Origin of the sequence: Streptomyces sp. NPDC017993, from assembly GCF_044328065.1 — a bacterium.
Classification (GTDB): Bacteria; Actinomycetota; Actinomycetes; order Streptomycetales; family Streptomycetaceae; genus Streptomyces.
Genome location: NZ_JBIRGO010000025.1, coordinates 1 through 26,088 on the forward strand (window position 1 = coordinate 1; position 26,088 = coordinate 26,088).

The following is a 26,088-nucleotide window of genomic DNA, read 5'->3' on the forward strand; positions in this document are numbered from 1 at the left end:
CCCTGTGGGAGAGTAGGACGCCGCCGAACAATTTTTGTGAAAAGCCCCGTGAGGAACTCAGGTTCCTCACGGGGCTTTTTCGCGTTTCCGGCACGGTGATAGCGCTGATCGAGCTGGGCTCTCTCAGTCCTCAGGTGCTGTAGGAGCGGGCAGCGCGGCCGGCGTGCGGTACGTCGGCTCACCAGCGAGGGCCTCACTCCGGCCGGCGTCTCCAAGCGCACGCGTACGCAACATCATGGCGGAGGTGCTGCGGCTGCCGACGGAGCTGTTGGAGACCTGGCAGGAAGGGGGGCCTCGGCCGGTGCAGCGAGAGCTGACGCGGCGACCGGCCGAGGCGTCGGATGGGGGCCACTTCATGCAGCTGGTGGGCACGGAGGTGACTCAGGCGTCGCGCTACGGAGCGCTTGAGTGTCGCCGGAGTTCGTGGAGAAGAGCGTCAGCAATGGTGTGCAGACGTTCTGTGGCGATAGGGGGCCGGGGTGAGTGGCTGACGGCCTTCGGGGCGGACCGGGGCGCGTACGGGCTCAGGAGGGCGTACGGGCGGCGTGGTGCGGTGATGTGGCGGGCCGTCAGGCCGGGAGGGACTTGTGGGGCCAGCGTGCGCGGGCCTGTTCCTGGGAGCGCATGGTCGCCAGCGTCAGCATGCCGCGCAGGTGGCCCGTTTCGAGGAGATCGGGGAGCCCGGGGAGGGGCGCGAGGGCGGCGATGTCGTCCAGGACCAGGGTGAGTGGTGGGTCGAGCCGACCGTCAGATGACCGTTCGGCCATGCGGCGGCCGTGCTCGACCACGCTGGAGAGGAGTGCGGTGAGCAGCGGCATCGCACCCGGATCGGTGCGCGGATCCTCGAGGGATTCGCCCACCACGTAGAGCGTTCCCCCTTCGTCGACGAATGATTCGAGAACGAGCGAATCCGCTCGAAGAGGGTTGCAGGCGTCGCGGATGTGGATCGAGGAGAGGGCGGCCAGCGAGCGGTTGACCAACTCCTTCGCCATCTCGCGGCGTTCGGCGTGCGCGGTGAGGCCGGACTCCAGCTCGCCCGCCTGGCCTGCGGAGGACTTGGGGTTGGTGCGCAGAATGCGTACGGGGTCCTGGGCGGCGCCGGCGGCGTGGGCCCAGCGGTGCAGTTGCCGGAAGGGCCGGCCTTCCACGGCGGCGGCATGCAGCCAGCAGCGCAGCAGGGTCTGCGCGGCGTCGGCGACGGCCGAGTCCAGGGTGCTCGCCGGGCGGACGGGGGCCAGCAGGGCGGCGGCGCGGGCGGTGGCCGTGGCGATGTCCTCGCAGCCGGCGGTCGGTGACCAGCGCAGCCGGGCGGGGGTGTCCAGGCGGTGCGTGGGGTCGTAGGTGAGGACCGGACCGAGTTTGGCGCGGGCGTTCTTGGTCTCGGCCCACAGGGCGGGGTCGGACGTGGCGACGATGAGTGCGCCCTCGGCGGTCGCGATGGTGGCCGTCGCCGCGGCGCGGGCGGCGCCGCGGTCGGTGCCGAACTGCACGCGGGGGAGGGCCGGTTCGGCGAGGTCGGGGGTCGGGGGCGCGGTGTGCTGCACGAGGAGCGGGCCGTCGGCGGGGGCATCGGCGGGGGCCGGGGAGGCCGGGGCAGGTGCCGGTGTGGCCTCCGGGGGCCGGGTGGCCGCGGTGTCGGTGGGCACGGCAGGGGCGCCGGCGTCGGCGGGCGCGGCCGGGGCGAGCGCGGTGTCCGTGCGGGGTGCCGGGGTGTGCCGGGCGGGCTCGTGCGCGTCCTCGCGAGCTTCCCGCGCGGCCTCGCGGCGGGCGGCGCGGACGGCGCGGTAACGGGTGACCGTACCCAGCGTGAAGATCGTGAGGACCAGCAGGACCATCAGCTGGCTGATGAGGATGCCCCAGAACAGGCCGTAGCCGGAGAGCTGGTCCTTGGGGGTTGCGGGCCAGGCCGCGGCGAGGTTGTGGGGTGCGGAGGCGAGGTGCCGCAGGGCCATCGGGGTGCCGGGGTAGGTGACGCCGTCGGGCCAGGAGCCGTGGGCGAGCAGTCCAGCGATGCCGGTCGCCGTCCACACCAGCAGGGTCAGGCCGAGGAGGAAGGCGAGCAGGCCGACCAGCAGGGAGTCGGGGATGCCGCGCTCCCGGCCGTATCGGGGATCCCGGCCGTCCCGGCCCTGTTCGTATCCGCGCCTCACGCCACCGTCTCGCTCGACTCGTCCCTCAACTGCCGTGCCATCGCGAGGGCTTCGGCCCGCTCCTCTGCCTCCGCGTCCGCCGCGCGTTCGATGGCGCGTGCCTCGTCCGTCTGCATCGAGGACGCCTCGGTCATCGCCCGGTCGGTGTAGACCAGCGGGCGTTCGGCCTCGGTGATCAGGTGCTTGACGACTTGGACGTTGCCATTGACGTCCCAGACGGCGATGCCGGGGGTGAGAGTGGGGATGATCTCGACGGCCCAGCGTGGCAGGCCCAGTACCCGTCCGGTGGCGCGTGCCTCGTCGGCCTTCTGGGCGTAGATCGTGCGGGTGGATGCCATTTTGAGGATCGCGGAGGCCTCGCGCGCGGCGGCGCCGTCGACGACGTCGCTGAGGTGGTGGACGACGGCGACGAAGGACAGGCCGAGTCGGCGGCCGAACTTCAGCAGCCGCTGGAAGAGCTGCGCGACGAAGGGCGAGTTGATGATGTGCCAGGCCTCTTCCACCAGGAAGATGCGCTTCTTGCGGTCGGGCCGGATCCAGGTGTGTTCCAGCCATACGCCGACGATCGCCATCAGGATCGGCATCGCGATGGAGTTGCGGTCGATGTGCGAGAGGTCGAAGACGATCAGCGGGGAGTCGAGGTCGATGCCGGCGGAGGTCGGGCCGTCGAACATGCCGCGCAGGTCGCCGTCGACGAGGCGGTCGAGCACCAGGGCCACATCGAGGCCCCAGGCCCGGACGTCGTCTATGTCGACGTTCATCGCCTCGGCGGAGTCCGCCTCCGGGTGCCGCAGCTGCTCGACGATGTCGGTCAGGACGGGCTGCCGGTCGGTGATGGTCTCGTTGACGAAGGCGTGCGCGACCTTGAGGGCGAAGCCGGCGCGTTCGTCCAGGCCGTGGCCCATCGCGACCTCGATGATGGTGCGCAGCAGGGCCAGCTGGCCGGTGGTGGTGATGGAGGGGTCGAGGGGGTTGAGGCGGATGCCGCCGTTGAGGGCCGCGGTGGGGTCCAGGCGGATGGGGGTTATTCCCAGCTCCTGGGCGATGAGGTTCCACTCGCCGACGCCGTCCTCGCCCTGTGCGTCGAGGACGACGACCTGCCGGTCGCGGAAGCGGAGCTGACGCAGGACGTAGGTCTTCTCCAGGGCGGACTTGCCGTTGCCGGACTCGCCGAGGACCAGCCAGTGGGGTGCGGGAAGTTGTTGGCCGTAGAGCTGGAAGGGGTCGTAGATGTACCCCTTGCCGCTGTAGACCTCGCGGCCGATGATCACGCCGGAATCGCCGAGTCCGGGGGCCGCGGTGGGCAGGTAGACCGCCTGGGCCTGGCCGGTGGAGGTGCGTACGGGCAGCCGTGTCGTCTCCACCTTCCCGAACAGGAAGCTGGTGAATGCGTCGGTGAGTGCTCCGAGCGGATCGAGCATGGCCATGACGTACGCGCCTCCCAGCGGCTTAGCGGCGGATCCCGGTCGCGAAAGGAAGGGTGTTGACGAAGGCCCGGTGGTGCTCGCGGTCGCACCACTCCAGCTTGAGGTAGGACTTGCCGGCGGAGGCGCGGATGGTGCGCTTGTCGCGGGCGAGGGCTTCGGGCGAGCGGGAGGAGACCGTGATGTAGCCGACGAGGTTGACGCCGGCGGCGCCGGACGCGAGGTCCTCGCCGCGCTGGTCGACGCGGCCGTGGTGGGCGACGTCGCGGGGGTCGACCACGCGGTTCATCTTGGCCGCGCGGCTGGCCTCGGCGTCGTCGTTGGTCTTCTCCGTCAGCATCCGCTCGATGGCGACCTCGGTCGGTTCCAGGTCCATGCAGACCGCGACGGTGCGGATCACGTCGGGCGTGTGGACCAGGAGGGGCGCGAGGAAGTTGACGCCGACCGGGGTCAGCGGCCATTCCTTGATCCAGGCGGTGGAGTGGCACCAGGGCGCGCGGGTGGTGGACTCGCGGGTCTTGGCCTGGAGGTACGTCGGCTCCATTGCGTCCAGCTCGGCCGGCCAGGCGTTGCGCTTGCTCATCGCCTGGATGTGGTCGATGGGGTGGTCCGGGTCGTACATGGAGTGCACCAGGGAGGCCAGCCGGCCCTGGCCGAGGGGCTGGCGCACGCGGATGTCCGCCTCCGCCAGGCGGGCGCAGATGTCCGTCAGCTCACGGGCCATGACGACGGCCAGGCCGGCGTCGCGGTCGAGCTTCTGGCGGATCAGGCCGCCTCGGTGGGTGCGGGCGGCGCGGGCCATGGTGTGCGCCTCGGCGGCCAGCTCGCGGGTGTAGTGCATGCAGGCGACGAGGTAGGCGCGGTGCTGCTCGGAGGAGGTGGAGACCATCGACTGGAGCTGCTCGTAGGACTCCTGCAGCCAGTGGGGGGAGGAGTGGTCGCCGCGCTGGGTGACGTCCTTGGCGTGCGCGTCGGGGTCGGCGGGCAGCGTACGCGCCAGGATCTGCAGGCGGGTCACGAAACCGTCGCCGTTGGCGACGTGCTTGAGGAGCGTCCCGAAGCGGTCGACCAGCGCCTCCTGGTCCTCGCTGTCGCGCAGGCCGACGCCCGGTCCCTCGATCTCGATGGCGGCGGTGACGGTTTTGCGGTCGGCGTGCAGCAGTACGGCGATCTCGTCCGGGCCGAACGGGGCGGCGAGCCAGTTGATCCGGCCGATGCCGGGCGGCGGGCCGATCTCGACCTCGCGTCCGTCGAGCCGGACGCCGGCCTCGATGGCGGCGGAGCGGTAGGTGGTGCCGCGGCGGACCGTGCGGCGGTAACTGCGGTTGATCTCGAACCACTTGTAGAACGTACGGCCCTTGTACGGGACGTAGACGATGGCGAGGCCCAGCATCGGGAAGCCGGTGAGCGTCGCGATCCGCAGAGGCAGCACGGGCACCAGCAGGCCGCACATCATGCCGATGAACGCGCCCGCGATGATCAACGCGATCTCACCGGTCTCGCGGTTCTTGCCGACGATCGCGTTGGGCCGGGCGCGGCCGATCAGATACGTGCGACGGGGCGCGATCGGGTGGGACTGCGTGGTCAACGCCCATCACCTCCTGCTGTCTTGCCGGTGCGGGCGCTGCCGTGGGCGCTCGTGCTCGGGCCGGGGTTGGGATTCGATCGGGGAGCGGGGGCCGTGGGGCGGCCGCCGGCGGGGCGGGAACTGTGGGCGGCGACGCCACCGGACACCGCGTCGGCAGGCCGGGACTGGCCGCCCTGGGCGCCCTGCGACTGGCCGCCGTCGCCGCCGGAACTGCGCGAGCTGTGGGTCTTGATGCCCTGGGACACCAGCGCGGCGGGCGAGGAGATCATGGCGGCGGCCTGGCTGCCGTCGGTGGCCCGGCCCTTGCTGGAGCGGGCCGAGACCATCTCGTCGCCGAAGCCGGGGACGAAGCGGTAGATCACGGCGCTGGCGAAAATGGCCAGCAGGATGATCGCGAGGCCGGAGACGACGGCGGAGAAGGCGTTGGGGCCCTTGTCGTGGGAGAGCGCGCCGGCGATGCCGAGCACGATCACGATCACCGGCTTCACCATGATCACCGCGATCATGATGCCCGCCCAGCGGCGGACGTGGCCCCACATGTTCTTGTCGACGAGACCGGCGTACACGACGGTGCCGAGCAGCGCCCCGACGTACAGCAGCGCGGCGCGGATCACCAGCTCCAGCCACAGCACACCTGCGGCGAGGACGGAGACCAGCGACACCACGATCAGCATGATCGGGCCGCCGCCGATGTCGGTGCCCTTGGTGAGCGCCTGCGAGAACGACCCGAAGAAGGTGTCGGTCTGGGCGCCGGTCCCCTTCGCGATGATCTCGGTGACGCCGTCGGTCGCCGAGACGATCGTGTAGAGGATGAGGGGGGTGAACGCGGAGGCCAGGACCGTCAGCCACAGGAACCCCACGGCCTCGCCGATCGCCTCGGTGAGCCGCACCCCGCGCACGGCGCGCTTGGCCACCGCGAGCAGCCACAGGACCAGCGTCAGGATCGTCGACGCCGCGAAGACGACGGCGTACTGCCGCAGGAAGGTGGTGTTGGTGAAGTCGACCTGCGAGGTGGACTTCACCGCCTCGGACAGCTTGGTGACGATCCAGGCGGCGGCCTTGGCGCAGCCCTTGGCGAGGGATTCGAGGGGGTCGAGGGGGTTGTTGTCGAGGGGGTTGGTGGAGGGGGAGGGGGCGTTGGAGCCGGCTTTGTCGCCGTCCTGGCAGTACTCCTTTGCCGGACCGATGAGCAAGTCACAGGGCTCGTTGCTCTTGCCCGGTGAGGGCGTCGGCGTCGGAGCTGCCGTGGCACGTGTGGCCAACATGAAGACTGCAGTCTGCACACTCGCCAGGACGGCAGCGATGGAGACCACTCGGCGGCGCGCGCTACCTGGCATAGGTGAAGCCTCCGTACTGCTCGACCGCCTTGCTCATTTCGTCCGCTCCGGATGCGGGGACATCCCCTGCGATCGGGGCGGGACCGTTCTTCTGCGCGTCGGCGGCAACCTTCCAGTCGCCGTCGGCCCACGACAGGTCGAATGTCCAGGTCTTCCAGTCCGTGCGCACCGGGTCGGTGGAGCCGGCGCCGGCCATCCCGATGAGGCCCGTGTACCAGACGGAGACCTTGGCGGTTCCACTCGTGAACTGCTCGACCTTGGTTCCCACCGGGATGGTGCGTGAGATGAAGGTCTTGCCCTTGGGGGCGTTCCCCGCGGCATCCAGGCCGAGCTTGCGCAGGAATGCCTTTGAGTAGGCCTTGTCCTGCGGTCCCTTGAGGTTCGCTGCGGCGTCGCGCGCGTAGACCGCGTCCACGATCTGATGACGGCTGCTCACCTTGAACATCCGCTCGGACCCCAACGCCACCGCGTAATTCGCCGCCGCCGACTGCGCCCCCTGCTCCGTCTTGGCGAAGCCCGACGCGATGCTGCCGTTCTTGCCGTTGACCGGTTTGGTGCCGGTGGGGGCGGTCGGCTGGGCGGCGGTGTCCTGGGCGGCGTCGTCCGAGGTGGTCTCGCTGTTGCCGCTTCCGCCGCGGTTGGCGAAGGCGATGGCGGCGATCAGCAGCACCACCACGCCGACGATCGTGACGAGGTTCCGGCTGGACAGGCCGCCCGCCCGGGGCCGCCGCCCCGTGCCGTAGGCGTCGTTGTCGCCGTCGGGAAGTCTCGTACGCGTCTGGCCCGTCTCGGACCCGCGGTGGTCGCCGCCGTAGCCGCTGTCATCGCTGAGACTCATCGCGCCTGTGCCCCCTCTGCCGACATCGCCTTCTGTGCCGTCGTAGTGCCGCCCTCATATGACCGTAGCCGCGTGGGAGGCGGCTCGGGCGAAGTGGTACGAGTACATCTCACCGTGACGGGTCCTCAGATGCTGAGCGGCAGAGGCGAATGGGGGACTCTGGGTCATTTGTACCCGGTGCCCGGCCCGCGTCCGCCGCGGCCGTCTTGCCTCCGGGCCTTCCTGTCCCCGCGTGCCGGGCAGCCCAACCGGTCCCCTGGTGGCGGGGGTGGCGAAGGCGCGCCGGGAGGTGCGTCCGGCCGGGGTGAGTGGGCGTCAGCATGTGGCCTCTGGAGGGAGGGTGGGGCCGGTGGGAGGCGAGCGGGGGCACGGGACGGCGGAGAGATGCCGAGCGGGGGCGCACAGGGGGCGGCGCGGGGACGGGGCCCGTGCCGGGTGTGCGGCGGCGGATTGCTGCGGCTAGACCGCCATGCCGTAGACGATGGTGAAGAGCGTCCCCAGGGAGCCGATGATGAAGACGCCGGTCAGGCCGGCCACGATCAGGCCCTTGCCCTGTTCGGCGCTGAAGGTGTCGCGGAGGGCGGTGGCGCCGATGCGCTGCTTTGCCGCTCCCCAGATCGCGATGCCGAGGCACAGCAGGATCGCGATTGCCATGACTACTTCGATCATCACTCGGGCTTCGTTGCCCAGGCTGCCGAACGGCCCCCAGTCGGGGGCGATTCCGCCGATGATGGTGGTGATGTCGCCCTTTTCGGCTGCAATGAACATGTGTGAACTCACCGCCCCTTGGTGGGTAGTTGTGTGCCCGTGCCGCATGGCACAGGTCAGCCTCTATCTTCGCTGACAAAGACGCCATGGGATGTCGACTTGGCGGCTTTCTTTGACGGATCCCGTGGGAGTGGCGTGTGTGTGCGTGCGCAAGCCGTCCATCGGACCCATTAGTCTCACTGTGTGTATCACGGCGTGTCACGCTGAGCAATGATCATCAGGGGGAGGCGGGTGCGCGGTCCGCGGAGCCCGATCGGCCTCCGGGGCGGTGAGCTGGTCGAACTCGTCGGCCTCCGCGGCGAGGGGGCACGCGTCCCGTTCGGGGCGGGTGGAGGCGGTGACGGGGGCCGGGAGCGGCCCGAACCGAGAGAATGTGGCCGGTTCTCGCCGAAGGACGGCGCGTCGACGGCGTGCGGGTGGCGGGGGCGGGAGGCGTGGGTCGACGGCGGGTGTCGGGTCACGGGGCGCGCCGGTGAGGGCAGTCGCGGGTGCGGTTCATTTCGGGGCGTGGGACATGGCGAAGATCATGATGAGTGCCACGAGGTGGATGGCGAACAGGAAGTAGCCCACGCGCCACCACAGGTGGCGGTTCATCTGCTTCTCGTTGCTCGTGTCCACGGGGGCTGTCCTGTCTTCGGTGGCGCGGTGCGCGTCCCAGCCGCGCGTGGCCGGCGCCCTGCCCAGTGTCGCTCATCCCGCTCGGCCGGGGGCCCGTGCGGGGGCCCGGCTCCAGGCCCGGCGAGCCCGGCCGCGTCGGGTCCGGCCGCGGCCGGGAGCCGAACTCGACTTACCGCGAATGAGGTTGTCATGCTGGGGCGGGCGTCGCGCCCGGCGGAGCGCCCCCTGCGCCGCGCCGTGCGCTGCCGTGCGGCGGCAACGCGCGCGCGGACGGTCGAAAGGGCAGTGAACCGCGCCTGAATGGGGGAGGGTTGGGGGCGTGCGGAAATTCTGGATTGCCGGTGGGATCGGGGCGGGGCTGGTGCTCTGCCTCCTCGCGCTGCTCGTGATCGGGACGTATTCCGCCGCCGCCGGGATGGCCGGGGCCGGCGGCCGGGCCGTGGGCCTGGCGAAGGGTGCGGTGCCGGCCGCGTATCAGCCGCTGGTCGCGAAGTGGGGCACGCTCTGCCCGGCGATCAGCCCGGCGCTGCTCGCCGCGCAGCTCTACCAGGAGAGCGGCTGGAATCCGAAGGCGCAGAGCCCCGCCGCCGCGCAGGGCATGGCGCAGTTCATCCCGGGGACCTGGCAGACCCACGGCATCGACGGCAACGGCGACGGCAAGCGGGACGTCTGGGACCCGGCGGACGCGATCCCGTCCGCCGCGTCGTACGACTGCGAGCTGGCGAAGTATGTGAAGGACGTGCCGGGCAACGCCACGCACAACATGCTCGCGGCGTACAACGCGGGGGCGTACCGCGTCATCCAGTACCAAGGCGTGCCGCCGTACCGCGAGACGCGGAACTACGTGAAGACCATCACCACCCTGGCGAAGAGCTTCGAGGCGCCGGTCGGTCCGGTGGCGTCCTCGAAGCAGGCCGCCGGGGCGATCTACTACGCGCAGGAGAAGCTCGGTACGCCCTATCTGTGGGGCGGAAACGGGACAGCCGAGCAGGGCGGCAGGTTCGACTGTTCCGGGCTGACCAAGGCCGCGTATCACTCGGTGGGCATCGAGCTGCCCCGGGTGGCGAACGACCAGTGGAACGCCGGACCGCATCCGCGGCGCAGTGAGCTGCTCCCGGGTGACCTGGTGTTCTTCGCGTACGACCTGAAGGATCCGCGGTCGATTCACCACGTCGGGATGTATGTGGGTGGCGGGTACATGATCAACGCGCCGTACACGGGTGCGGTGATCCGGTTCGACAAGATCGACACACCGGACTACATCGGTGCGACCAGGGTCACGTCGGATGGCGCAAAAGCGCTCCCCGGCGCGAACGCTGCGTGAACATAGGGCCCTGAACTGCGGCGATGAGTCAAGCTTCGATAACGTCCTGGTGATCATTGGGTGGAGAGTGGAACGCCGGGGCCGGACATCGCGTTTCCTTTGCGTGGGGACGTAGCAGCGCTCATGGCAGCAGACGCTCGACGACCACGGGGGCCGGCAGCACACCAAGGCGCTCGCGCGCGTGAAAGATAAGGGGCCGCGGCAGATGGCTGAACTCGCATTCGAGGGGCCGAACCCGGACGTCGACGTGCTCGACGGCATCAACGGCCTCGCGAAGGACGCCCCGCACTGGGTCAACCGCGCGATGGAGTACATCGGCGAGTACGGCATCATCGCCGCGCTCGCGGTGCTGTGCCTGGTCGCCTGGTGGGCCGCGCGCCGCAAGCCGAACGCGCCGGCCGCCGTCGCGGGCCTGGTCTGGGCGCCGCTGGCCGCCGGCCTGGCGCTGCTGGCCAACATCCCCATCCGGGCGTTCGTCGAGCGGCCCCGGCCGTTCAAGGACCACGCCGGGCTGGAAGTGCTGATCCCCGGGAAGAGCGACTTCTCGTTCGTGAGCGACCACGCGACGCTGACGATGGCGGTCGGCGTGGGCCTGTTCGTCGCCCACCGCACCTATGGGCTGATCGGCATCGGTCTGGCGCTGCTCGAAGGCTTCTGCCGGGTCTACATGGGCGTCCACTACCCGACCGACGTGGTCGGCGGCTTCGCGCTGGGCACCGCCGTCGCCCTGCTGCTCGCGCCGCTCGCGCAGGCGCTGCTCGTCCCCGTGACGGGCGCCATCGGCAGGTCGCGGATCGGCTGGCTGGTGCAGGCGCCCGGCGTCGTGGCGGAGCCCGCCGCGGGCGCGGCGCAGAGTGCCGATGGCGGCCCCGCCGACGAGGCCCCGGATGCCGCGGCGCGACACGACAAGCGCGACAAGGATCTGGCGGCCTGACGCACAGTCGGCGGGCGGGGACAGACCTCCTCGGCCCCGCGGCTGACGACCTGGCGGACACGGACGGCCCGACCCCTCGCAGGGGCCGGGCCGTCCGTGTGTGCGCCGTCAGAGCGCCTGCGGGAAGGTGCTGAAGAGCCGCTCCGGGTCGTACGTCCGCTTGACGTCGGCGAGCCGGGTGGCGGCCGGGCCGTAGTAGGCGGACTTCCAGTCGGTCAGGCCCGGGTCGGTGTAGTTCTGGTAGGCGGCGCCCGAGGAGTGGCGGCGCATCGCGCTGTGGAAGGAATCCAGCCATGCGGTGCGCGTGCCGGGCGAACCGTTGGACGGCCAGGAGGTCAAGTACTGGGCGAGGAAACGCGATCCGCGGTGCACGAACGCGGTATCGGTCCTGCCCACCCGGTTGATCGCGCCGCCCAGCGCGGTCAGCGCGACATTGCCGTTGACGCCCTTGCGGCCCGCGCTCTCGATCTGATCGAGCATCGTGCGGATGCCGGTCGCGGACAACGAGCGGTCGAAGAAGTGCGAGCGGGCGGCGTAGGTTTCGCGGCCCAGTTGGCCGGCGCCGGTCTGGCCCGGCAGGGTGCCCGGCGTGTGGCACTGCGCGGTGGACTTCGACGAACAGCCCGCGTACGCCTCCATCGCGTCGAGATACCCGATGCGGTTCAGGCGGACGGTGGTCGCGGGGCCGGGGCCGCCCGGCTGGTCGGCGAGCTTGTCGACGGCGTTCTGCAAGTCGTGGTAGCCGCCGAGGGAGAAGGCCGCCACGGAGACGGTGGGGGTGCCGCCGGGCCGGGCATCGAGATGGCAGGCGGACCAGATCTCGTCGGCCTGCACCGGGCCCCACTTCTGCCAGGAGGCCAGCACCGCCGCCGCCTTGGCCCACGGCCAGGTCATGTACGCCATCACCGCGGGCGGCGCCGGGTGGGTCCGGAAGCGCAGCTCGGTGACCACCCCGAAGTTGCCGTTGCCGGCGCCGCGCAGCGCCCAGAACAGGTCGGCGTGCCGGGAGCGGTCGCAGTCGACGGTCTTGCCGTCGGCGGTGACGAGGGTGGCGCCGACGAGGCTGTCGCAGGTCAGGCCGTACGCCCGGGAGACCACGCCGTGGCCACCGCCGAGCGTCAGGCCGGATATCCCCACGGTGGGACAGGAGCCGCCGGGGACCGTCACACCGTGCGGCGCCAGGCCCTCGTAGACGTCGATGAGCTTGGCGCCGGCGCCTATCCGGGTGATGCCGCCGGACGGCGCCCCGACCTTGGCGAGGGCGGAGACGTCCACGACGAGCTTGCCGTTGCCGCTTGACCAGCCGGCGTAGGAGTGGCCGCCGCTGCGTATGGCGACCGGGGTGTCGTGACGACGCGCGAACGCAAGGCATTCGGCTATGTCGTCAGGGTGCTTGACGTAGGCGATGGCCGAGGGCTTCAGGGTGTCGTAGCGGGTGTTGTAGAGGCGGCGGGCCTTCGCGTACGAGGCGTCGGACGCGCGGACGAGGCTGCCGTCCAGGCTCTTGCCGAGTGCGCTCCACGAGGCTTTCGAGGCGGGGCCCTTGGCGGCGTGGGCGGAGGCGGAGGCGTCGGTCCTTACGGCGCCGGTGGCCGCCCCCGTGGCGGACCGGGAGGACGCGGCGCTCGCGCCGCCGCCGGTGGCGTGGCAGCCGGTTGCCCAGGCGACCGCGGTCGCCGCGAGCCCACCGCCGGTGTGCAGGAGTGTGCGCCGTTTCACTGGATTGTGCCCCCCTCGAAGTCGTACGGCCCGGCCCCGTCGGCCGCTCGGCCGTTGGTCGTGGGGCTTGTGCCGGGAGCGCGCACGCGGACGGGCACGGCAACGCGCTTCCCTCGCGTCGCGGTGTGTCCGGTAATGCCGAGTGCTGTCCCGTGCCGTCCGTATGGTCCGGTCCCGCTGAGGGGCCCGCTGTCTCCTTACCCAGATGCGGAATGGGGGTGGGGGGTTCCCGCAGCGGACCGGGTCATTCCAGGTGGCCTCAGGAGGCCGGCTCGTCGGCGTCCTCGGCGGTGGCCAGGTGGCGCTCGGCGTCCGCACGCGCCTGGGAGCGTGCGCGCCGGGCCGGCCCGGACCAGCCGCAGGTGCAGCGGGCCAGGCAGAAGGAACCGCGTTCGGTGGTGGTGGCCTCGTGCCGCTGGGCGGCCGTGGCGTCGTCCGGAGCGGTCGGCTGCGGCGCCGGGGCGCTGTCCCCGGGGGCGCCGGAGGTCCTGGCGGGACCCCGTGGCGGATCGTGAGGGGCTCGGTCGGGCACGCGGCCACGCTACGCGCCTCGGGTGCCGGTGCGTGACGGGCCCCCGTAACGGTCGTTGAACGGGGCGGTTGGCGCTTTGTCCAACGAGCCGTTGGCGAAATGTCCGACCGTCCGGAACAGACGGCCGGCAGCGGCCGTCTCGAACACAGCGGCCGAGGGGGCTCGTACGCGATGGTGGTGCAGGGCAGGCGAGGTGGCGGCGCGGTCGCCATGGCCGTGGCGTGCGGGACGGGTCTGGCGGTCGGGCTGCTGGCGACGGGCTGCTCCCCGAACGGTGCGGCGGCCGACGACCAGGCGCCATCGGACCGGTCGGCCGCCACGGACCTCCGTAAGAGCGCCGACGTGCTGCTCAGGGCCGGCTCGGCCAAGGTCCGCACGGCGATGGAGACGGTGAGCGGCGGCACCCGTGTAGCCATTCGGGGCACCGGCAGCTACGACTTCCGCACGAACAGCGGGCAGCTGCTGGTGGTGCTGCCCGACCCGGCGGGCAAGCCCAGCGGCGGCCACCAGCCGATCACCGAGATCCTCGCGCCGGGCGCCCTCTACATGAAGAACCGGGGGGCCGGGGTGCCGGCCGACAAGTGGGTGCGGGTCGACACCGCCTCGCTGGCCGACGGGAATCTGGTGACCGGCGGTGCGACCGATCCGCTCGCCGCCGCCGAACTGCTGCGCGGGGCACGGGATGTGACGTACGAGGGTCAGGAGCTGCTGGACGGCGTCCTGGTCCGGCACTACCGCGGCACGACGGACATCGGGACGGCGGCCGCCGCCGCGTCGGCGCGCAGCCGGCCGGCGTTGGTCGCCGCGGAGAAAGGGTTCACCACCGATGCCGTGCCGTTCGACGCCTTCCTGGACGACGCCGGCCGGCTGCGCAAGGTGCGCCACCGCTTCCACTTCGCCAACGGCGTGCCGAAGGGCGCGTCGGTGACCTCCACCACGGAACTGCACGACTTCGGCACGAAGGTCGCGGTCCGGCTGCCGGACGACAGCGATATCTACGCGGGGCGGATCGCCTCCGCGGGGCGATAGCGGACGGGGCGGGTCGTCCGGGGCGGGTGGGGCATGTGCCACAGGGGCTTTCCAGGTGGCGGAAATGGTCCATCCGTGCCATGCGCGGAGGGTGCCGTCCTCCCTACTCTGGGCGGTAACCACCAGAGGCGTGGCAAGGCGCTCGGAGGAGGAGGTGTGGTACGTGTCGCCCCACCGCCATGCGATGGTCCAGGACCACGTGGCCCTCGTCGAGATCGAGCTGACTGGTGAGTTGATGATCGCGGCGGCCGCCGCCACCGAGGACCGGCTCAGCCCGGACCGTATCGACGAGGTGCTGGACGTCGACGGGGATGAGGTCGAGGTCGCGGAGCCGGTGTGGCCGTGGCTCGGTACGGCGAGACGTTCCTAGGGGCGAGAGGGCATCGGCGACGCTCTTGGGCGCGCGGCGCGTGCGTCAGGGGCCCCGCTGTCCGGCGGGCGGCCGTATCCCGCGGTGCGGGGGCGGGGTCGCCCTCCTGGGGCCGGCTCGGACGGCCCTGCCGGTGCCGTTCAGGTGCGCAGCATCCGTTCGATGGCCTTGGTGGCCTCCTGGACCTTGGCGTCGATGGCCTCGGGTCCCTTGACCGCGGCGTCGGCCACGCAGTGGCGCAGATGCTCCTCCAGGAGCTGGAGGCCGAAGGACTGCAGGCCCTTCGTGCTCGCCGAGACCTGGGTGAGGATGTCGATGCAGTAGACATCTTCTTCGAGCATCCGCTGCAGACCACGGATCTGCCCCTCGATGCGGCGCAGCCGCTTGAGATGGGCGTCCTTTTGGTGTGCATAGCCGTGAATGCCCAGATCGTGATTGGTCACGGCATTTGGGTCGCCTTTGGGGGCGGATTCCGGCTGGGTGGCGTCGGGGGCCGGGGCGGCTTCGGTGCTGCCGTTGGTGTCGGCGTCCGCGGTCGTCATGGCCGTCTCCCGTGTTATCTAGGCGATTCGTATACCCCTAGTGGGTATATGGTACCGAACTTTGCGGGCACCTGCGGTACCCCGTGCAAAGCATGCTGCCCGATGGGCGACACTGAAGGAATGCCGGTTAGCAGTGGCTGGATGATGCGCCTAGCATCAACCCGACCGAATCCGATGCACCCCGAGGATTTCACGTGCGCTTTCGTCTGACCCCCAGGGAGACGAGCTTCTACGACATGTTCGCCGCCTCCGCGGACAACATCGTCACGGGCTCGAAGCTCCTGATGGAACTGCTCGGGGCGGATGCCTCCGCGCGGGCAGAGATCGCCGAAAGGATGCGGGCGGCGGAGCACGCGGGTGATGACGCGACCCACGCGATCTTCCACCAGCTGAACTCCTCGTTCATCACGCCGTTCGACCGCGAGGACATCTACAACCTCGCCTCGTCGCTCGACGACATCATGGACTTCATGGAGGAGGCCGTTGACCTGGTCGTCCTCTACAAGGTCGAGGAGCTGCCGAAGGGCGTCGACCAGCAGATCGAGGTACTCGCGCGGGCGGCCGTACTGACCGCCGAGGCGATGCCGAACCTGCGGACGATGTCCCACCTCACCGAGTACTGGATCGAGGTCAACCGCCTGGAGAACCAGGCCGACCAGATCCACCGCAAGCTGCTCGCGCACCTCTTCAACGGCAAGTACGACGCCATCGAGGTCCTCAAGCTCAAGCAGATCGTGGACATCCTGGAAGAGGCGGCGGACGCGTTCGAGCATGTCGCCAACACGGTCGAGACCATCGCGGTAAAGGAGTCCTGAGCCCCGGCCATGGACACCTTCGCGCTCATCGTGACCATTGCGGTCGCGCTCGGTTTCACGTACACGAACGGCTTCCACGACTCCGCGAACGCCATCGCGACCTCGGTCTCGACGCGGGCACTCACCCCGCGGGCGGCGTTGGCGATGGCCGCGGTGATGAACCTCGCAGGTGCCTTCCTGGGCAGCGGGGTCGCCAAGACGGTCAGCGAAGGGCTGATCGCCACACCCCAGGGCAACAAGGGGATGGGCATCCTTTTCGCCGCCCTGCTCGGCGCGGTGGTCTGGAACCTCGTCACCTGGTACTTCGGGCTCCCCTCGTCGTCCTCGCACGCCCTGTTCGGCGGCATGGTCGGCGCGGCGCTCGCGGGTGGCACGGAGGTGATCTGGACCGGAGTGGTCGAGAAGGTCGTCCTGCCGATGTTCATCTCGCCCGTCATCGGCCTGCTGCTCGGCTATCTGGTGATGGTCGTGATCCTGTGGATGTTCCGTAAGTCCAACCCGCACAAGGCCAAACGCGGCTTCCGCATAGCGCAGACGGTCTCGGCGGCGGGCATGGCACTCGGCCACGGTCTGCAGGACGCGCAGAAGACCATGGGCGTCGTGGTGATGGCCCTGGTCATCGCCGATGTCGAGGACTTCAACGACGCCATCCCGATCTGGGTCAAGCTGGCCTGTGCGATCACGCTCTCGCTCGGCACGTACGCCGGTGGCTGGCGGATCATGCGCACCCTGGGCCGACGGATCATCGAGCTGGACCCGCCGCAGGGCTTCGCCGCGGAAACCACGGCCGCCTCGGTCATGTACACCGCGTCCTTCATGTTCCACGCGCCGATCTCCACCACGCACGTGATCACCTCCGCCATCATGGGCGTGGGCTCGACCAAGGGCTCGCGGGCCGTGCGCTGGGGCGTCGCCAAGAACATCGTGATGGGCTGGTTCATCACCATGCCGGCGGCGGCGCTGGTCGCCGCACTGGCCTTCTGGGTCATCCAACTCGGCTTCTCCTGACCGAACGGCACCGCCACAGAATTGGGCCCGCTCCCCGGGTAGGGGGGCGGGCCCCTGTGCGTGTGGGCGGGCGTGCATATGGGCGGCCGTGCGTGCGGGCTCCTTCCGCCGCCCTCCGGGAGGTGAGGTGCGCCACGCGGGAGGTGAGGTGTGCCACGGCAGGGCTGATGCGGCACCGGCCGGGCTGCGCTCTCCCGTCGGCCGTCGAACAGGCCCGACACGCCCGTGTGCCGTACGACCCCCCTCCGGTCGTACGGCACAACGGAATGGGCCCGCCCCCCGGGAAGGAGGGGCGGGCCCTTCGTCATGCGGTGGCACCGCCATGCAGCACCGCAGGACGTGAGAGGGGCCACGGGCGCGGCCCGGCCGCGCGTCGACGCTCAGCCGCGGCGACTCAGCCGAAGCGGCCCGAGATGTAGTCCTCGGTGGCCTGGACCGACGGGTTGGAGAAGATCCGCTCGGTCTCGTCGATCTCGACCAGCTTGCCGGGCTGCCCCACGGCCGCGAGATTGAAGAAGGCCGTACGGTCCGAGACGCGGGCCGCCTGCTGCATGTTGTGCGTCACGATGACGATCGTGAAGCGCTCCTTCAGATCACCGATCAGGTCCTCGATGGCGAGGGTGGAGATCGGGTCGAGCGCCGAGCACGGCTCGTCCATCAGCAGGACCTGCGGCTCGACCGCGATGGCGCGGGCGATGCACAGACGCTGCTGCTGGCCGCCGGACAGGCCCGAGCCGGGCTTGTTGAGGCGGTCCTTGACCTCGTTCCAGAGGTTGGCACCCCGCAGGGACTTCTCGACGACGTCCTTGAGGTCGCTCTTCTTGTACGAGCCGTTCAGCCGCAGACCCGCCGCGACATTGTCGAAGATCGACATCGTGGGGAACGGGTTCGGACGCTGGAAGACCATGCCGACGGTGCGGCGCACGGCGACCGGGTCGACACCGGAGCCGTAGAGGTTCTCGTCGTCCAGCATCACCTTGCCCTCGACGCGGCCACCCGGGGTGACCTCGTGCATACGGTTCAACGTGCGCAGGAAGGTGGACTTGCCGCAGCCGGACGGGCCGATGAAAGCCGTCACCGAGCGCGGCTCGACGGTCATGGAGATGTCGTCGATGGCCCTGTGGCCGCCGTAGTAGGCGGAGAGGCCGCTGACATCGATTCGCTTGGCCATGGAGATCACTGCTTCTTTCCGTTGGCCCCGATCAGGCGGAGCCGCATCATCGGGTGCCTTAACGGCCGGGCCGTTCTGGATGGTCGGACGTCGTCTCGCTTCCGCTCCGGCCGGGTGCCGCGCCTTCGTACCTCAGGCGCGACCACCGACCTCCGCTGCAGCTCAACTCCGTCCTCCGCGCGGGGCCTTCCAGCGGGCGATGCCACGCGCCAGCAGGTTGAGGACCATGACGAAGGCGATGAGGACGAAGGCCGCGGCCCACGCGCGGTCGTACGAGGCCTCGGAGCCCTGCTGCCACTGCTGGAAGACATACAGCGGAAGCGACTGCTGGGCGCCTTCGAAGGGGTTGTTGTTGATCGTCTTCGCGCCCCACACCAGGAGCAGTACCGGGGCGGTCTCACCGGTGATACGGGCGATGGAGAGCATCACGCCGGTGGTGATGCCGCCGATCGAGGTGGGCAGCACGACCTTGAGGATGGTGCGCCACTTCGGGACACCGAGAGCCAGCGACGCCTCGCGCAGCTCGTTCGGGACGAGCTTGAGCATCTCCTCGGTGGAGCGGACGACGACCGGCATCATCAGGATCGCCAGCGCCATGGCGCCGGCGAAGCCGGACGGGCCGAAGCCGAGGATCAGGATCCACACGGACAGGATGAACAGACCCGCCACGATGGAGGGGATGCCCGTCATCACGTCCACGAAGAAGGTGACGGCCTTGGCGAGCTTGCCGCGGCCGTACTCGACGAGGTAGATCGCGGTGAGCAGACCGATCGGGGCGGCGATCAGAGTCGCCAGGCCCACCTGCTCCAGGGTGCCGATGATCGCGTGGTAGATACCGCCGCCGGGCAGCGCGTCCGGGAGGGTGCCCATCGAGTGGCTCAGGAAGTAGCCGTCGAGCACCTTGGTGCCGCGGGCGACCGTCTCCCACAGCAGCGAGGCGAGCGGTACGACGGCGAGCAGGAAGGCGATCCAGACCAGGCTGGTGGCCAGCCGGTCCTTGGCCTGCCGGCCGCCCTCGACGACCGCGGCGAGCACGTAGGTGCCGACGATGAACAGGACGGCGGCTATCAGACCCCACTGGATCCTGCTGGCGAGGTCGGCGAGCAGCCCGATGCCGATGCCGACGCCCGCCGCGACGAGCGCGAGGGCCGGCGGGGTCCAGCGGGGGAGCCGGGCCTGCTTGAGGGAGACCGGGAGCGGACTGTCGCCGGAGTCCGTAAGCGGTCGGCGTTCCGTCATGACGTCGCTCATGCGCTGGCTCCCGAGTACTCCTTGCGGCGGGCGATGATCAGGCGGGCCGCGCCGTTGACGAGCAGCGTGATCACGAAGAGGACGAGGCCGGAGGCGATAAGGGCGTCCTGGCCGAACTCATCGGCCTCGCTGAACTTGCTGGCGATGTTCTGGGCGAACGTGCCGCCGCCCGGGTCCAGCAGGCTGGTGCCGATGAGGAAGCTGGGGGAGAGGACCGTGGCGACGGCCATCGTCTCGCCGAGCGCGCGGCCCAGGCCCAGCATGGAGGCGCTGATGATGCCGGAGCGTCCGAAGGGCAGCACCGACATGCGGACGACTTCCCAGCGGGTGGCGCCGAGCGCGAGCGCGGCCTCCTCGTGCATCTTCGGGACCTGGAGGAAGACCTCGCGGCTGACGCTGGTCACGATCGGCAGGATCATGATCGCGAGGAGGATGCCGACGGTGAACAGCGAACGGGCGGCCCCGTCGCCGTACGCGAAGATGCCGGTCCAGCCGAGGTAGTCGTCCAGCCAGCTGTACAGGCCGGTCAGGTGAGGGACGAGGAAGAGCGCGCCCCACAGGCCGTAGATGATGCTGGGCACCGCGGCGAGCAGGTCGATCACGTAGCCGAGCGGCGAGGCCAGCTTGCGCGGCGCGTAGTGCGAGATGAACAGGGCGATGCCGACCGCGACCGGGACCGCGATGACCATCGCGATCACCGAGCTGACGACGGTGCCGAAGGCGAGGACGGCGATGCCGAACTTCGGCTCCGCCCCGGTGGCGTTCCACTCCAGGGTGGTGAAGAAGTTGGCCTTGTCGCCGGAGATGGCGAGCACGGACCGGTAGGTGAGGAAGGCCGCGATTGCGGCCATGATCACCAGCAGGGTGATGCCCGAGCCGCGGGAGAACCCGAGGAAGATCCGGTCTCCGGGGCGTACCGCCTTGCCGGAGACGGCGGAGAGCTCGTCAGCGGGTGGGGGCGGCGGGGGTGTATCGGTTATCGACTGTGTGGAAGTCATGGTTTCTCCGGTCTGCGGAGCCGGTGGGGGCTCCTGGCGCGGCGGTGCACCGGACGGGCGGCGGCCCCTGGGGCCTCGTCGTGGCCTCGGCGGCCGTATGGCGGCCGGGTGGCCGTACGGCGGTGTGGGGCCGCCGCCCGGTGGGTCAGGAGAGCGTCTTGACGGTCTTGCGGACCTTGTCGGCGATCTCGGTGGGCAGCGGGGCGTAGCCCAGCTCCTTGAGGGCGGTCTGGCCCTCCTTGCTGGAGACGTACGTCAGGAAGGACTTGGTGGCCGGCAGCGTCTCGGCCTTGTTGCCCTTGTCGCAGGCGACCTCGTACGTCACGAGGGTGATCGGGTAGGCGCTCTCGGCCTTGGAGGTGTAGTTGAGCTCCAGCGCGAGGTCGTCGCCCTTGCCTACCTGCTCGGCCTCGGCGATCGCCTTGGAGGCGTTGTCGACGGTGGCCTCGACCGGGGCCTTGGCGCCGGTGTTCAGCTTGGCGGTGGGGATCTTGGAGGCCGTGGCGTACGACAGCTCGAAGTACGAGATGGCGCCACTGGTCTGCTTGACCTGCGAGGAGACGCCGGCCGAGCCGGAGGCCGCCTGGCCGCCCTTGCCCTCCCAGGTCTTCGCCGGCTCGTGCTTCCAGGAGCCCGGGGCGGCGCCCTTGAGGTACTTGGTGAAGTTGTCGGTGGTGCCCGAGTCGTCGGAGCGGTGGAACGCCTGGATCTTGAGGTCGGGCAGCTTGGCGCCCGGGTTCAGCTTCTTGATCGCGGGGTCGTTCCAGTTGGTGATCTCCGAGTCGAAGATCTTGCCGAGGGTCGCGGCGTCCAGCACGAGGTTGTCCACGCCGGGCACGTTGTAGCCGACCGCGATCGGGCCGCCGACCATCGGGAGGTTGATGGCCTGCCCGCCCTTGCAGATCTTCTTCGACTTCGCGACCTCTTCGGGCTTGAGCGCCGAGTCGGAGCCGGCGAACGCGGTCTGGCCCTGCAGGAAGGTGGTGATACCGGCACCGGAGCCCGTGGGCTGGTAGTTGATCTCGGTGTCCTTGCAGGCGCCCGAGTAGTTCTGCACCCAGACGTCCATGGCGTTCTTCTGCGCGGAGGAGCCGGAGGCGAGCAGCTTCCCCTTGCCGTCGCACTTGATGCTGCCGGGCTTGGCGGCCGTACCGCCGGGGGAGGCGCTGGTGTCGTCGGAGCCGCACGCCGTCAGGGCCAGGGCACCGGAGACGGCGAGAGCGCCAACGGCGAGGGCGCGAACCCGGTTCTTGCGCTGAAGCTTCACTGTCGAAAGTTCCTTCCTGGGGCGCGCCGCGTCGTCGGCGTGCGAGTGGAGAGCGGGTGGGGCTGCCGCGGGGATGCGGGTGTCAGCCGGCCGGGCCGCGCCTGGCCTGGAGGCGTGAGGCGCACTCGGTAAGGCTGAAATTAGGCAGATCAGGTGAAGCCGCCGATGGAGGGGAGTGAACGCAGGGTGAACCTCGGCCATCAGGTGGGTGTGAGGGCGCGGTGTGTCGTAAGGCTGGGGAGAAACCGCCCGTCGCTCTGTTGAATTACCGGCCGGTATGGCAGCATCCGCGCCTGAGGCGAAGACGCGAATCGGTGCGGATCGACCGGAGGTGGCTGGTGCGGAGCCAGGGGGCACAGCAGGACGAACAGGTCGTTCAGGGCGTCTGGGGCCGGAGGGAAGCCTGGGGCTTCCGTGGTGGGCGGGGTGGCCGGATAGTGACGTGCACCGCCGTCGTCCTGTGCGCGATGGGTCTGCTCGGCGGCACGGCGACGGCCGCGTACGCGGATCCCGGCCCGGGGCAGGGCAAGGATTCGGACAGTCGAGCGGACGACCGGGGTGCCGGTGGCGGCAAGAGCGCCTCGCTCGACGATCCCGGGCTCAAGCGCCTGGAGGGCGTCCGCAAGAAGATCGAGGATCTCTACCGCAAGGCGGAGCAGGCGACCGACGCCTATAACGGCGCCAAGGAGCAGGTCGAGCTGCAGCAGAAAGAGATCGTGAAACTGGCGCGGAGTATCGACACGACGCAGCACAAGCTCACCGCCCTCAAGCGGCATGCGGGTGCGCTGGCCAGTGCCCAGTACCGCGGTGGCGGAATTCCCTCCGAGGCCAGGCTGATGCTCAACACCCATCCCGAGCGCTTTCTCGACAACGCCACTCTGGTCCGCAAAGGGCAGCAGGCGACCAAGGGTGTGATCGGTCAACTCGCACGCCTGAAGGGTGATTTGGAGGGCTACTCCAAGGTCGCGACGGATCGCTGGGAGCGGCTGGAGGCGAACCGAAAGAAGAAGGAAAGCGCGCAGCGGGAGATCAAGAAGAAGATCGAAGCGGCGAAGAAAGTGGAATCCCGGCTGGCCACCGAGGAAATCGACCGGCTGAAGGAGCTGGAGGACGAGCGGGCGTTCCGGGAACAGCAGAAATGGCTCGACTCCGGCGTGTGGAAGGACATCGACAGCCGGGCGTCCGCCACCGGTAAGAAGGCCATCGCGTACGCCACTGATCAAATCGGCAAGGACTATGTGTGGGGCGCCGAGGGCCCGGACACCTTCGACTGTTCCGGATTGACCCTGCGGGCGTGGCAGGCGGCCGGCCGGACGATTCCGCGGACGTCACAGGAGCAGTGGCGGCAATTGGACCGGGTGCACGTCAAGGACATGCGGCCCGGCGACCTGATCATCTATTTCACCGATGCCAGCCATGTCGGGATGTACATCGGCGACGGCGCGATCGTGCACGCCCCGCGGCCCGGCCGGCAGATCACGGTCACCGGAGCCGGTTCGATGCCGATCCTGGGTGTGGTGCGCCCCGATAAATGACCGGTTCGTTCGGTTTCCGACGGTTGTCGCCGGCGGCCGAATATGGGTCATGCGGGGTGATGTTCGTCATTCCGCTTTCCTGCCTACGCGGGTCAAATAGCTGATGGGGCGCGGCATATGACGATGGCCGATTGCCATCGGCCATTCCGTACTGCTCGGTACTGACGCTATGGTCGCCTCTCAGTGCCCGGCAGCGCCTCGCTCATGTGACCGACGAGCGGCGTGGAACCGGGCACGGTGGCGCGCCGGTCGGCCGCCGCACCCTCGGGGGGAGGGAAAGGAAGCAGAGGAATGCCCGTACCCGTACCGCACCAGCGGACGGCCGTGCTGCCGCACCAGGCAGGACCGGTGGACGCGGCCTGCGCGGATTCGCCGCGCGCGGCCGGCGCCCCGGCTGTGGCGGACGACACGGCTCGGGGCACGAGCGCCCTGGGGCAGGCAGGCCAGGGCCAGGAGCCGCCGAGCCTGACGTCGACGGCACCGGACCAGCTGCTTCCGGCCGACCAGGGATCGCTCGACCAGGGCCTGACACTGCTCCTGATCGGCGAGGACCCCAACAGTCCCGTCCCCGACATGTGGGACTGGGCGGGCCGAAAGGTCCGTCTGCGCACCGCCCGCAACCTCACCGAGGCCGAGCGGCTGCTCACCGACGACGTGCACTGCATCCTGCTCGACCTGGCCCCGCCGGAGCGCGGCGAGCGGGACGCGGGCGACGCCGACTGCCCCGGTGACGAGCTGGGCGCGCTGCGTGAGGTGCTGCGGATGGCGCCCGCGCAGGCGGTGCTGGTGCTGACATTCGAGACGGACGCCGAGCGGGCCGCCGAGGCCGTCCGCGTCGGCGCCCAGGACTACCTCTTCCGCGACGAGCTGGACGGCGCGGTGCTCAGCCGCGCGGTGCGCTACGCCGTCGAACGCAAACGCGCCGACCTCGCACAGCGCCAGCTGACCGAATCGCGGATGCTGGCGCAGGAGAACGCCCGCCTGGAGCGCGGTCTGCTGCCCACACCGCTGCTCGACGGCTCCGATCTGCGGTTCGCGGCCTGCTACCGGCCCGGCCGCAGCCGTGCCCTGCTCGGCGGCGACTTCTACGACACCGTCCGCACCCAGGACGGCACCGTTCACGCCATGATCGGCGACGTGTGCGGCCACGGCCCGGACGAGGCCGCGCTCGGCGTCGAGCTGCGGATCGCCTGGCGCGCCCTGACCTTCGCCGGTTTGTGCGGCGACGAACTGCTCTCCACCCTCCAGAAGGTGCTGGAGCACGAGCGCGCGGACGACGAGATCTTCGCGACGCTGTGCACCGTCGACATCTCCGCCGACGGCCGGCGCGCGGGTGTGTGCCTGGCCGGCCACCCCGCACCGCTGCTGGCCCGCGCGGGGCGGGAGCCGCAGCTGCTGCCGTACGAGTTCGGCGGTCCGGCCCTCGGCCTGCTGCCGCGCGCCCGCTGGCCGCGCCGGCAGGTCGAACTGGGTGGCTCCTGGAGCCTGATGATGTACACCGACGGCCTGATCGAAGGCCGCGTCGGCGAGGGCAAGGAGCGCCTCGGCCAGGAGGGCATGACCGCGTTGGTCAGCCGTCAGATGGCGGCCGGCCTCCGGGGTGAGGAACTGCTCGACGCGTCGGTCAGGGAAGTGCGCGACCTGAACGGCGGGGAGCTGACGGACGATGTCGCGGTGCTGCTGCTGGACCGGCACTAGCCGGAGCCCGGCGGCGCGGGTCGCGCTCAGCGGCCGCCGTTGTACGGGCCGTACGGGCCGTCCGAGCTGGAGCCGCCGCGGCGCGGGCCGCGGCCGCCGCCGGTGACCTGCCGGAGGGCCGGCCGGACGTCGACGGTGTAGACGATCACGGCGATCACGCCGATGATCGGCAGGAACGACATCAGCGGCAGCAGGAACAGCAGCGCCGTGGCGATGACGAGGAAGATCAGCCACAGGCCCTTGGACTGCTTGCTCGCGGCGCGATAGGCGTCCTCGCGGCGCACGGCCGCGTCGATCAGCATCACGGCGGCGTACACGCCCAGGGCGAGCTGCACCCAGCTCAGAACGTTCTGGAACCCGTAAATCAGCACGCTGCCCACCGCCCGTTCGTCTGGATGTGTCGGTCCCTATGCGGCCCCACCGTACCCGGAGAACGGGCCGGGCACGCCATGCGTGCCCGGCCCGGCCGGTGGACCCGGCGGGGGCGCGGTGCGCCGCTGCGGCACGCCCGCTCCCTCGCCCAACCGCTCAGTGCGCGGTGAAGGAGATCACTTCGCCGGCGGCGTGGTCTTCTTCGCGGCCGGCTTTGCGGCGGGGGTGGTCTTCTTCTCCGCGGCGGGCCTGGCCTCGGTCTTGGTGCCGTTGGCGGGCTTGGCCTTCTGCTGGGCCGTCAGCGACTCCTTGACCGTCGGCTGCTTGGCCTCCGGCTCGATCGCCACGGCGAGGTCCTCGACCTGGTCGGCGGTCTCGCCGCGCCAGGTCTGCACGGCGCCCCGGCCGCGCTCGGCCAGCTCGTCGTACGTCTCGCGTGCCTTGACGGCGTACTCGGCGGCCCGGCCGACGCTCTGCATCGCCAGGTCCTGCGCCTGCTCGCGGAGCTTCTTCAGGTCACCGTCGAGCGAGCCCAGCAGCTCGTTGAACTTTCCCTGGGCGTCCTTCGCCTGCTTGGTCACCCGGTCCTGGATCTCCTTCGGGTCGGTGGCCCGCACGGACTCGAAGCGCTTGGGCGCCTCGATCCGGACCTTCTCGACCAGCGCGGGCACCTCGCCGAGCTTCTCGGCGGCCAGGTCGGCGGTGCCGGCCAGGGCGTACAGCGGGGTGGCGTCGGTCAGGGTCTTGCGGAGGTCATCGGTGATGGCCATGACGTGGTTCCTCCTGGAATCGAAATCGGT

24 protein-coding genes are annotated in these 26,088 nt (G+C 70.3%); 8 read left to right on the top strand and 16 right to left on the bottom strand.

The genetic code is table 11. The annotated features are described in order from the left end of the window. Window positions 1-569 precede the first annotated feature (569 nt). From ACH4FH_RS33145 to ACH4FH_RS33175, 7 genes are all read right to left on the bottom strand, one after another. Entirely contained in the window at window positions 570-2,150 is a 1,581-nt protein-coding gene (locus tag ACH4FH_RS33145; RefSeq protein WP_398559651.1) for a type IV secretory system conjugative DNA transfer family protein, read from the bottom strand. After that, window positions 2,147-3,571: an ATP-binding protein gene (locus tag ACH4FH_RS33150; protein WP_398559740.1), complete on the bottom strand. Its 1,425-nt coding sequence runs from the start codon at window positions 3,569-3,571 to the stop codon at window positions 2,147-2,149. Before ACH4FH_RS33150 ends, ACH4FH_RS33145 begins: the two co-directional genes overlap by 4 nt. A 28-nt stretch (window positions 3,572-3,599) precedes the next feature. Continuing rightward, entirely contained in the window at window positions 3,600-5,162 is a 1,563-nt protein-coding gene (locus tag ACH4FH_RS33155; protein WP_398559652.1) for an SCO6880 family protein, read from the bottom strand. Beyond that, on the bottom strand, window positions 5,159-6,499 hold the full coding sequence (locus ACH4FH_RS33160; RefSeq protein WP_398559653.1) for a hypothetical protein: 1,341 nt from the start codon (window positions 6,497-6,499) through the stop codon (window positions 5,159-5,161). Before ACH4FH_RS33160 ends, ACH4FH_RS33155 begins: the two co-directional genes overlap by 4 nt. Continuing rightward, window positions 6,489-7,337, bottom strand: coding sequence for a hypothetical protein (locus ACH4FH_RS33165; protein ID WP_398559654.1), 849 nt, complete (start codon window positions 7,335-7,337; stop codon window positions 6,489-6,491). Before ACH4FH_RS33165 ends, ACH4FH_RS33160 begins: the two co-directional genes overlap by 11 nt. A 459-nt stretch (window positions 7,338-7,796) precedes the next feature. Then, window positions 7,797-8,105: a hypothetical protein gene (locus ACH4FH_RS33170; protein ID WP_393894892.1), complete on the bottom strand. Its 309-nt coding sequence runs from the start codon at window positions 8,103-8,105 to the stop codon at window positions 7,797-7,799. A gap of 495 nt (window positions 8,106-8,600) precedes the next feature. Beyond that, window positions 8,601-8,723, bottom strand: a complete 123-nt coding sequence (locus tag ACH4FH_RS33175; RefSeq protein WP_398559655.1) for a hypothetical protein — start codon at window positions 8,721-8,723, stop codon at window positions 8,601-8,603. Between the two features lie 319 nt (window positions 8,724-9,042). On the opposite strand from ACH4FH_RS33175, the gene ACH4FH_RS33180 reads away from it, so the two are divergent. Then, window positions 9,043-10,047, top strand: coding sequence for an NlpC/P60 family protein (locus ACH4FH_RS33180; RefSeq protein WP_398559656.1), 1,005 nt, complete (start codon window positions 9,043-9,045; stop codon window positions 10,045-10,047). A 205-nt stretch (window positions 10,048-10,252) separates the two neighbouring features. Next, window positions 10,253-10,981: a phosphatase PAP2 family protein gene (locus tag ACH4FH_RS33185; RefSeq protein ID WP_398559657.1), complete on the top strand. Its 729-nt coding sequence runs from the start codon at window positions 10,253-10,255 to the stop codon at window positions 10,979-10,981. 108 nt (window positions 10,982-11,089) lie between these two features. Here ACH4FH_RS33185 and ACH4FH_RS33190 read toward each other — a convergent pair whose 3' ends face one another. Both ACH4FH_RS33190 and ACH4FH_RS33195 read right to left on the bottom strand, forming a co-directional pair. Then, entirely contained in the window at window positions 11,090-12,700 is a 1,611-nt protein-coding gene (locus tag ACH4FH_RS33190) for an FAD-binding oxidoreductase (RefSeq protein WP_398559658.1), read from the bottom strand. 259 nt (window positions 12,701-12,959) lie between these two features. Beyond that, entirely contained in the window at window positions 12,960-13,232 is a 273-nt protein-coding gene (locus ACH4FH_RS33195; protein ID WP_398559659.1) for a hypothetical protein, read from the bottom strand. 171 nt (window positions 13,233-13,403) lie between these two features. Between ACH4FH_RS33195 and ACH4FH_RS33200 the strand changes: the two genes are divergently transcribed. Together ACH4FH_RS33200 and ACH4FH_RS33205 are read left to right on the top strand one after the other, a co-directional pair. Then, on the top strand, window positions 13,404-14,261 hold the full coding sequence (locus tag ACH4FH_RS33200) for a hypothetical protein (RefSeq protein WP_398559741.1): 858 nt from the start codon (window positions 13,404-13,406) through the stop codon (window positions 14,259-14,261). Between the two features lie 184 nt (window positions 14,262-14,445). Beyond that, the gene (locus ACH4FH_RS33205) at window positions 14,446-14,631 is read left to right on the top strand and encodes a hypothetical protein (RefSeq protein WP_398559742.1); all 186 of its coding nucleotides are present in this window, start codon (window positions 14,446-14,448) and stop codon (window positions 14,629-14,631) included. A gap of 140 nt (window positions 14,632-14,771) precedes the next feature. Here ACH4FH_RS33205 and ACH4FH_RS33210 read toward each other — a convergent pair whose 3' ends face one another. Then, window positions 14,772-15,173 (bottom strand): metal-sensitive transcriptional regulator, encoded by a 402-nt coding sequence (locus tag ACH4FH_RS33210; protein WP_398559660.1) that lies wholly within the window; start codon window positions 15,171-15,173, stop codon window positions 14,772-14,774. 194 nt (window positions 15,174-15,367) lie between these two features. Between ACH4FH_RS33210 and ACH4FH_RS33215 the strand changes: the two genes are divergently transcribed. Together ACH4FH_RS33215 and ACH4FH_RS33220 are read left to right on the top strand one after the other, a co-directional pair. Next, window positions 15,368-15,988 (top strand): DUF47 domain-containing protein, encoded by a 621-nt coding sequence (locus ACH4FH_RS33215; protein ID WP_398559661.1) that lies wholly within the window; start codon window positions 15,368-15,370, stop codon window positions 15,986-15,988. A gap of 9 nt (window positions 15,989-15,997) precedes the next feature. Then, on the top strand, window positions 15,998-16,996 hold the full coding sequence (locus tag ACH4FH_RS33220; RefSeq protein ID WP_398559662.1) for an anion permease: 999 nt from the start codon (window positions 15,998-16,000) through the stop codon (window positions 16,994-16,996). 394 nt (window positions 16,997-17,390) lie between these two features. Here ACH4FH_RS33220 and pstB read toward each other — a convergent pair whose 3' ends face one another. The 4 genes from pstB to pstS form a co-directional block, all read right to left on the bottom strand. Next, a complete protein-coding gene (gene pstB / locus ACH4FH_RS33225; protein ID WP_398559663.1) occupies window positions 17,391-18,167 on the bottom strand; it encodes a phosphate ABC transporter ATP-binding protein PstB in 777 nt (258 codons plus the stop codon). Between the two features lie 162 nt (window positions 18,168-18,329). Continuing rightward, window positions 18,330-19,406: a phosphate ABC transporter permease PstA gene (pstA, locus tag ACH4FH_RS33230; protein ID WP_398559743.1), complete on the bottom strand. Its 1,077-nt coding sequence runs from the start codon at window positions 19,404-19,406 to the stop codon at window positions 18,330-18,332. A gap of 8 nt (window positions 19,407-19,414) precedes the next feature. Then, entirely contained in the window at window positions 19,415-20,416 is a 1,002-nt protein-coding gene (pstC, locus tag ACH4FH_RS33235) for a phosphate ABC transporter permease subunit PstC (protein WP_398559664.1), read from the bottom strand. A gap of 145 nt (window positions 20,417-20,561) precedes the next feature. Next, complete coding sequence (gene pstS / locus ACH4FH_RS33240; RefSeq protein ID WP_398559665.1) at window positions 20,562-21,683, bottom strand: phosphate ABC transporter substrate-binding protein PstS; 1,122 nt, start codon at window positions 21,681-21,683, stop codon at window positions 20,562-20,564. Window positions 21,684-22,150: 467 nt separating this feature from the next. On the opposite strand from pstS, the gene ACH4FH_RS33245 reads away from it, so the two are divergent. Both ACH4FH_RS33245 and ACH4FH_RS33250 read left to right on the top strand, forming a co-directional pair. After that, window positions 22,151-23,218 (top strand): NlpC/P60 family protein, encoded by a 1,068-nt coding sequence (locus ACH4FH_RS33245; protein ID WP_398559744.1) that lies wholly within the window; start codon window positions 22,151-22,153, stop codon window positions 23,216-23,218. A 291-nt stretch (window positions 23,219-23,509) separates the two neighbouring features. Beyond that, the gene (locus ACH4FH_RS33250; protein ID WP_398559666.1) at window positions 23,510-24,916 is read left to right on the top strand and encodes a PP2C family protein-serine/threonine phosphatase; all 1,407 of its coding nucleotides are present in this window, start codon (window positions 23,510-23,512) and stop codon (window positions 24,914-24,916) included. A gap of 26 nt (window positions 24,917-24,942) precedes the next feature. Here the strand turns inward: ACH4FH_RS33250 and ACH4FH_RS33255 are convergent, their stop codons facing one another. Continuing rightward, window positions 24,943-25,287 (bottom strand): DUF2516 family protein, encoded by a 345-nt coding sequence (locus tag ACH4FH_RS33255; protein ID WP_393894877.1) that lies wholly within the window; start codon window positions 25,285-25,287, stop codon window positions 24,943-24,945. A gap of 177 nt (window positions 25,288-25,464) precedes the next feature. After that, the gene (locus ACH4FH_RS33260; RefSeq protein ID WP_398559667.1) at window positions 25,465-26,058 is read right to left on the bottom strand and encodes a hypothetical protein; all 594 of its coding nucleotides are present in this window, start codon (window positions 26,056-26,058) and stop codon (window positions 25,465-25,467) included. Window positions 26,059-26,088: the final 30 nt, after the last annotated feature.

What these genes read in the sequence shown, in the direction of transcription:
- ACH4FH_RS33160 (WP_398559653.1), bottom strand. Translation starts at nt 6,499, where the DNA reads ATGCCAGGTAGCGCGCGCCGCCGAGTGGTCTCCATCGCTGCCGTCCTG.
- ACH4FH_RS33205 (WP_398559742.1), top strand. Translation starts at nt 14,446, where the DNA reads ATGGTCCAGGACCACGTGGCCCTCGTCGAGATCGAGCTGACTGGTGAG.
- ACH4FH_RS33165 (WP_398559654.1), bottom strand. Translation starts at nt 7,337, where the DNA reads ATGAGTCTCAGCGATGACAGCGGCTACGGCGGCGACCACCGCGGGTCC.
- ACH4FH_RS33210 (WP_398559660.1), bottom strand. Translation starts at nt 15,173, where the DNA reads ATGACGACCGCGGACGCCGACACCAACGGCAGCACCGAAGCCGCCCCG.
- pstB (WP_398559663.1), bottom strand. Translation starts at nt 18,167, where the DNA reads ATGGCCAAGCGAATCGATGTCAGCGGCCTCTCCGCCTACTACGGCGGC.
- ACH4FH_RS33150 (WP_398559740.1), bottom strand. Translation starts at nt 3,571, where the DNA reads ATGCTCGATCCGCTCGGAGCACTCACCGACGCATTCACCAGCTTCCTG.
- ACH4FH_RS33220 (WP_398559662.1), top strand. Translation starts at nt 15,998, where the DNA reads ATGGACACCTTCGCGCTCATCGTGACCATTGCGGTCGCGCTCGGTTTC.
- pstA (WP_398559743.1), bottom strand. Translation starts at nt 19,406, where the DNA reads ATGACGGAACGCCGACCGCTTACGGACTCCGGCGACAGTCCGCTCCCG.
- ACH4FH_RS33170 (WP_393894892.1), bottom strand. Translation starts at nt 8,105, where the DNA reads ATGTTCATTGCAGCCGAAAAGGGCGACATCACCACCATCATCGGCGGA.
- pstC (WP_398559664.1), bottom strand. Translation starts at nt 20,416, where the DNA reads ATGACTTCCACACAGTCGATAACCGATACACCCCCGCCGCCCCCACCC.
- ACH4FH_RS33185 (WP_398559657.1), top strand. Translation starts at nt 10,253, where the DNA reads ATGGCTGAACTCGCATTCGAGGGGCCGAACCCGGACGTCGACGTGCTC.
- ACH4FH_RS33250 (WP_398559666.1), top strand. Translation starts at nt 23,510, where the DNA reads ATGCCCGTACCCGTACCGCACCAGCGGACGGCCGTGCTGCCGCACCAG.
- ACH4FH_RS33260 (WP_398559667.1), bottom strand. Translation starts at nt 26,058, where the DNA reads ATGGCCATCACCGATGACCTCCGCAAGACCCTGACCGACGCCACCCCG.
- ACH4FH_RS33245 (WP_398559744.1), top strand. Translation starts at nt 22,151, where the DNA reads ATGGGTCTGCTCGGCGGCACGGCGACGGCCGCGTACGCGGATCCCGGC.
- ACH4FH_RS33200 (WP_398559741.1), top strand. Translation starts at nt 13,404, where the DNA reads ATGGTGGTGCAGGGCAGGCGAGGTGGCGGCGCGGTCGCCATGGCCGTG.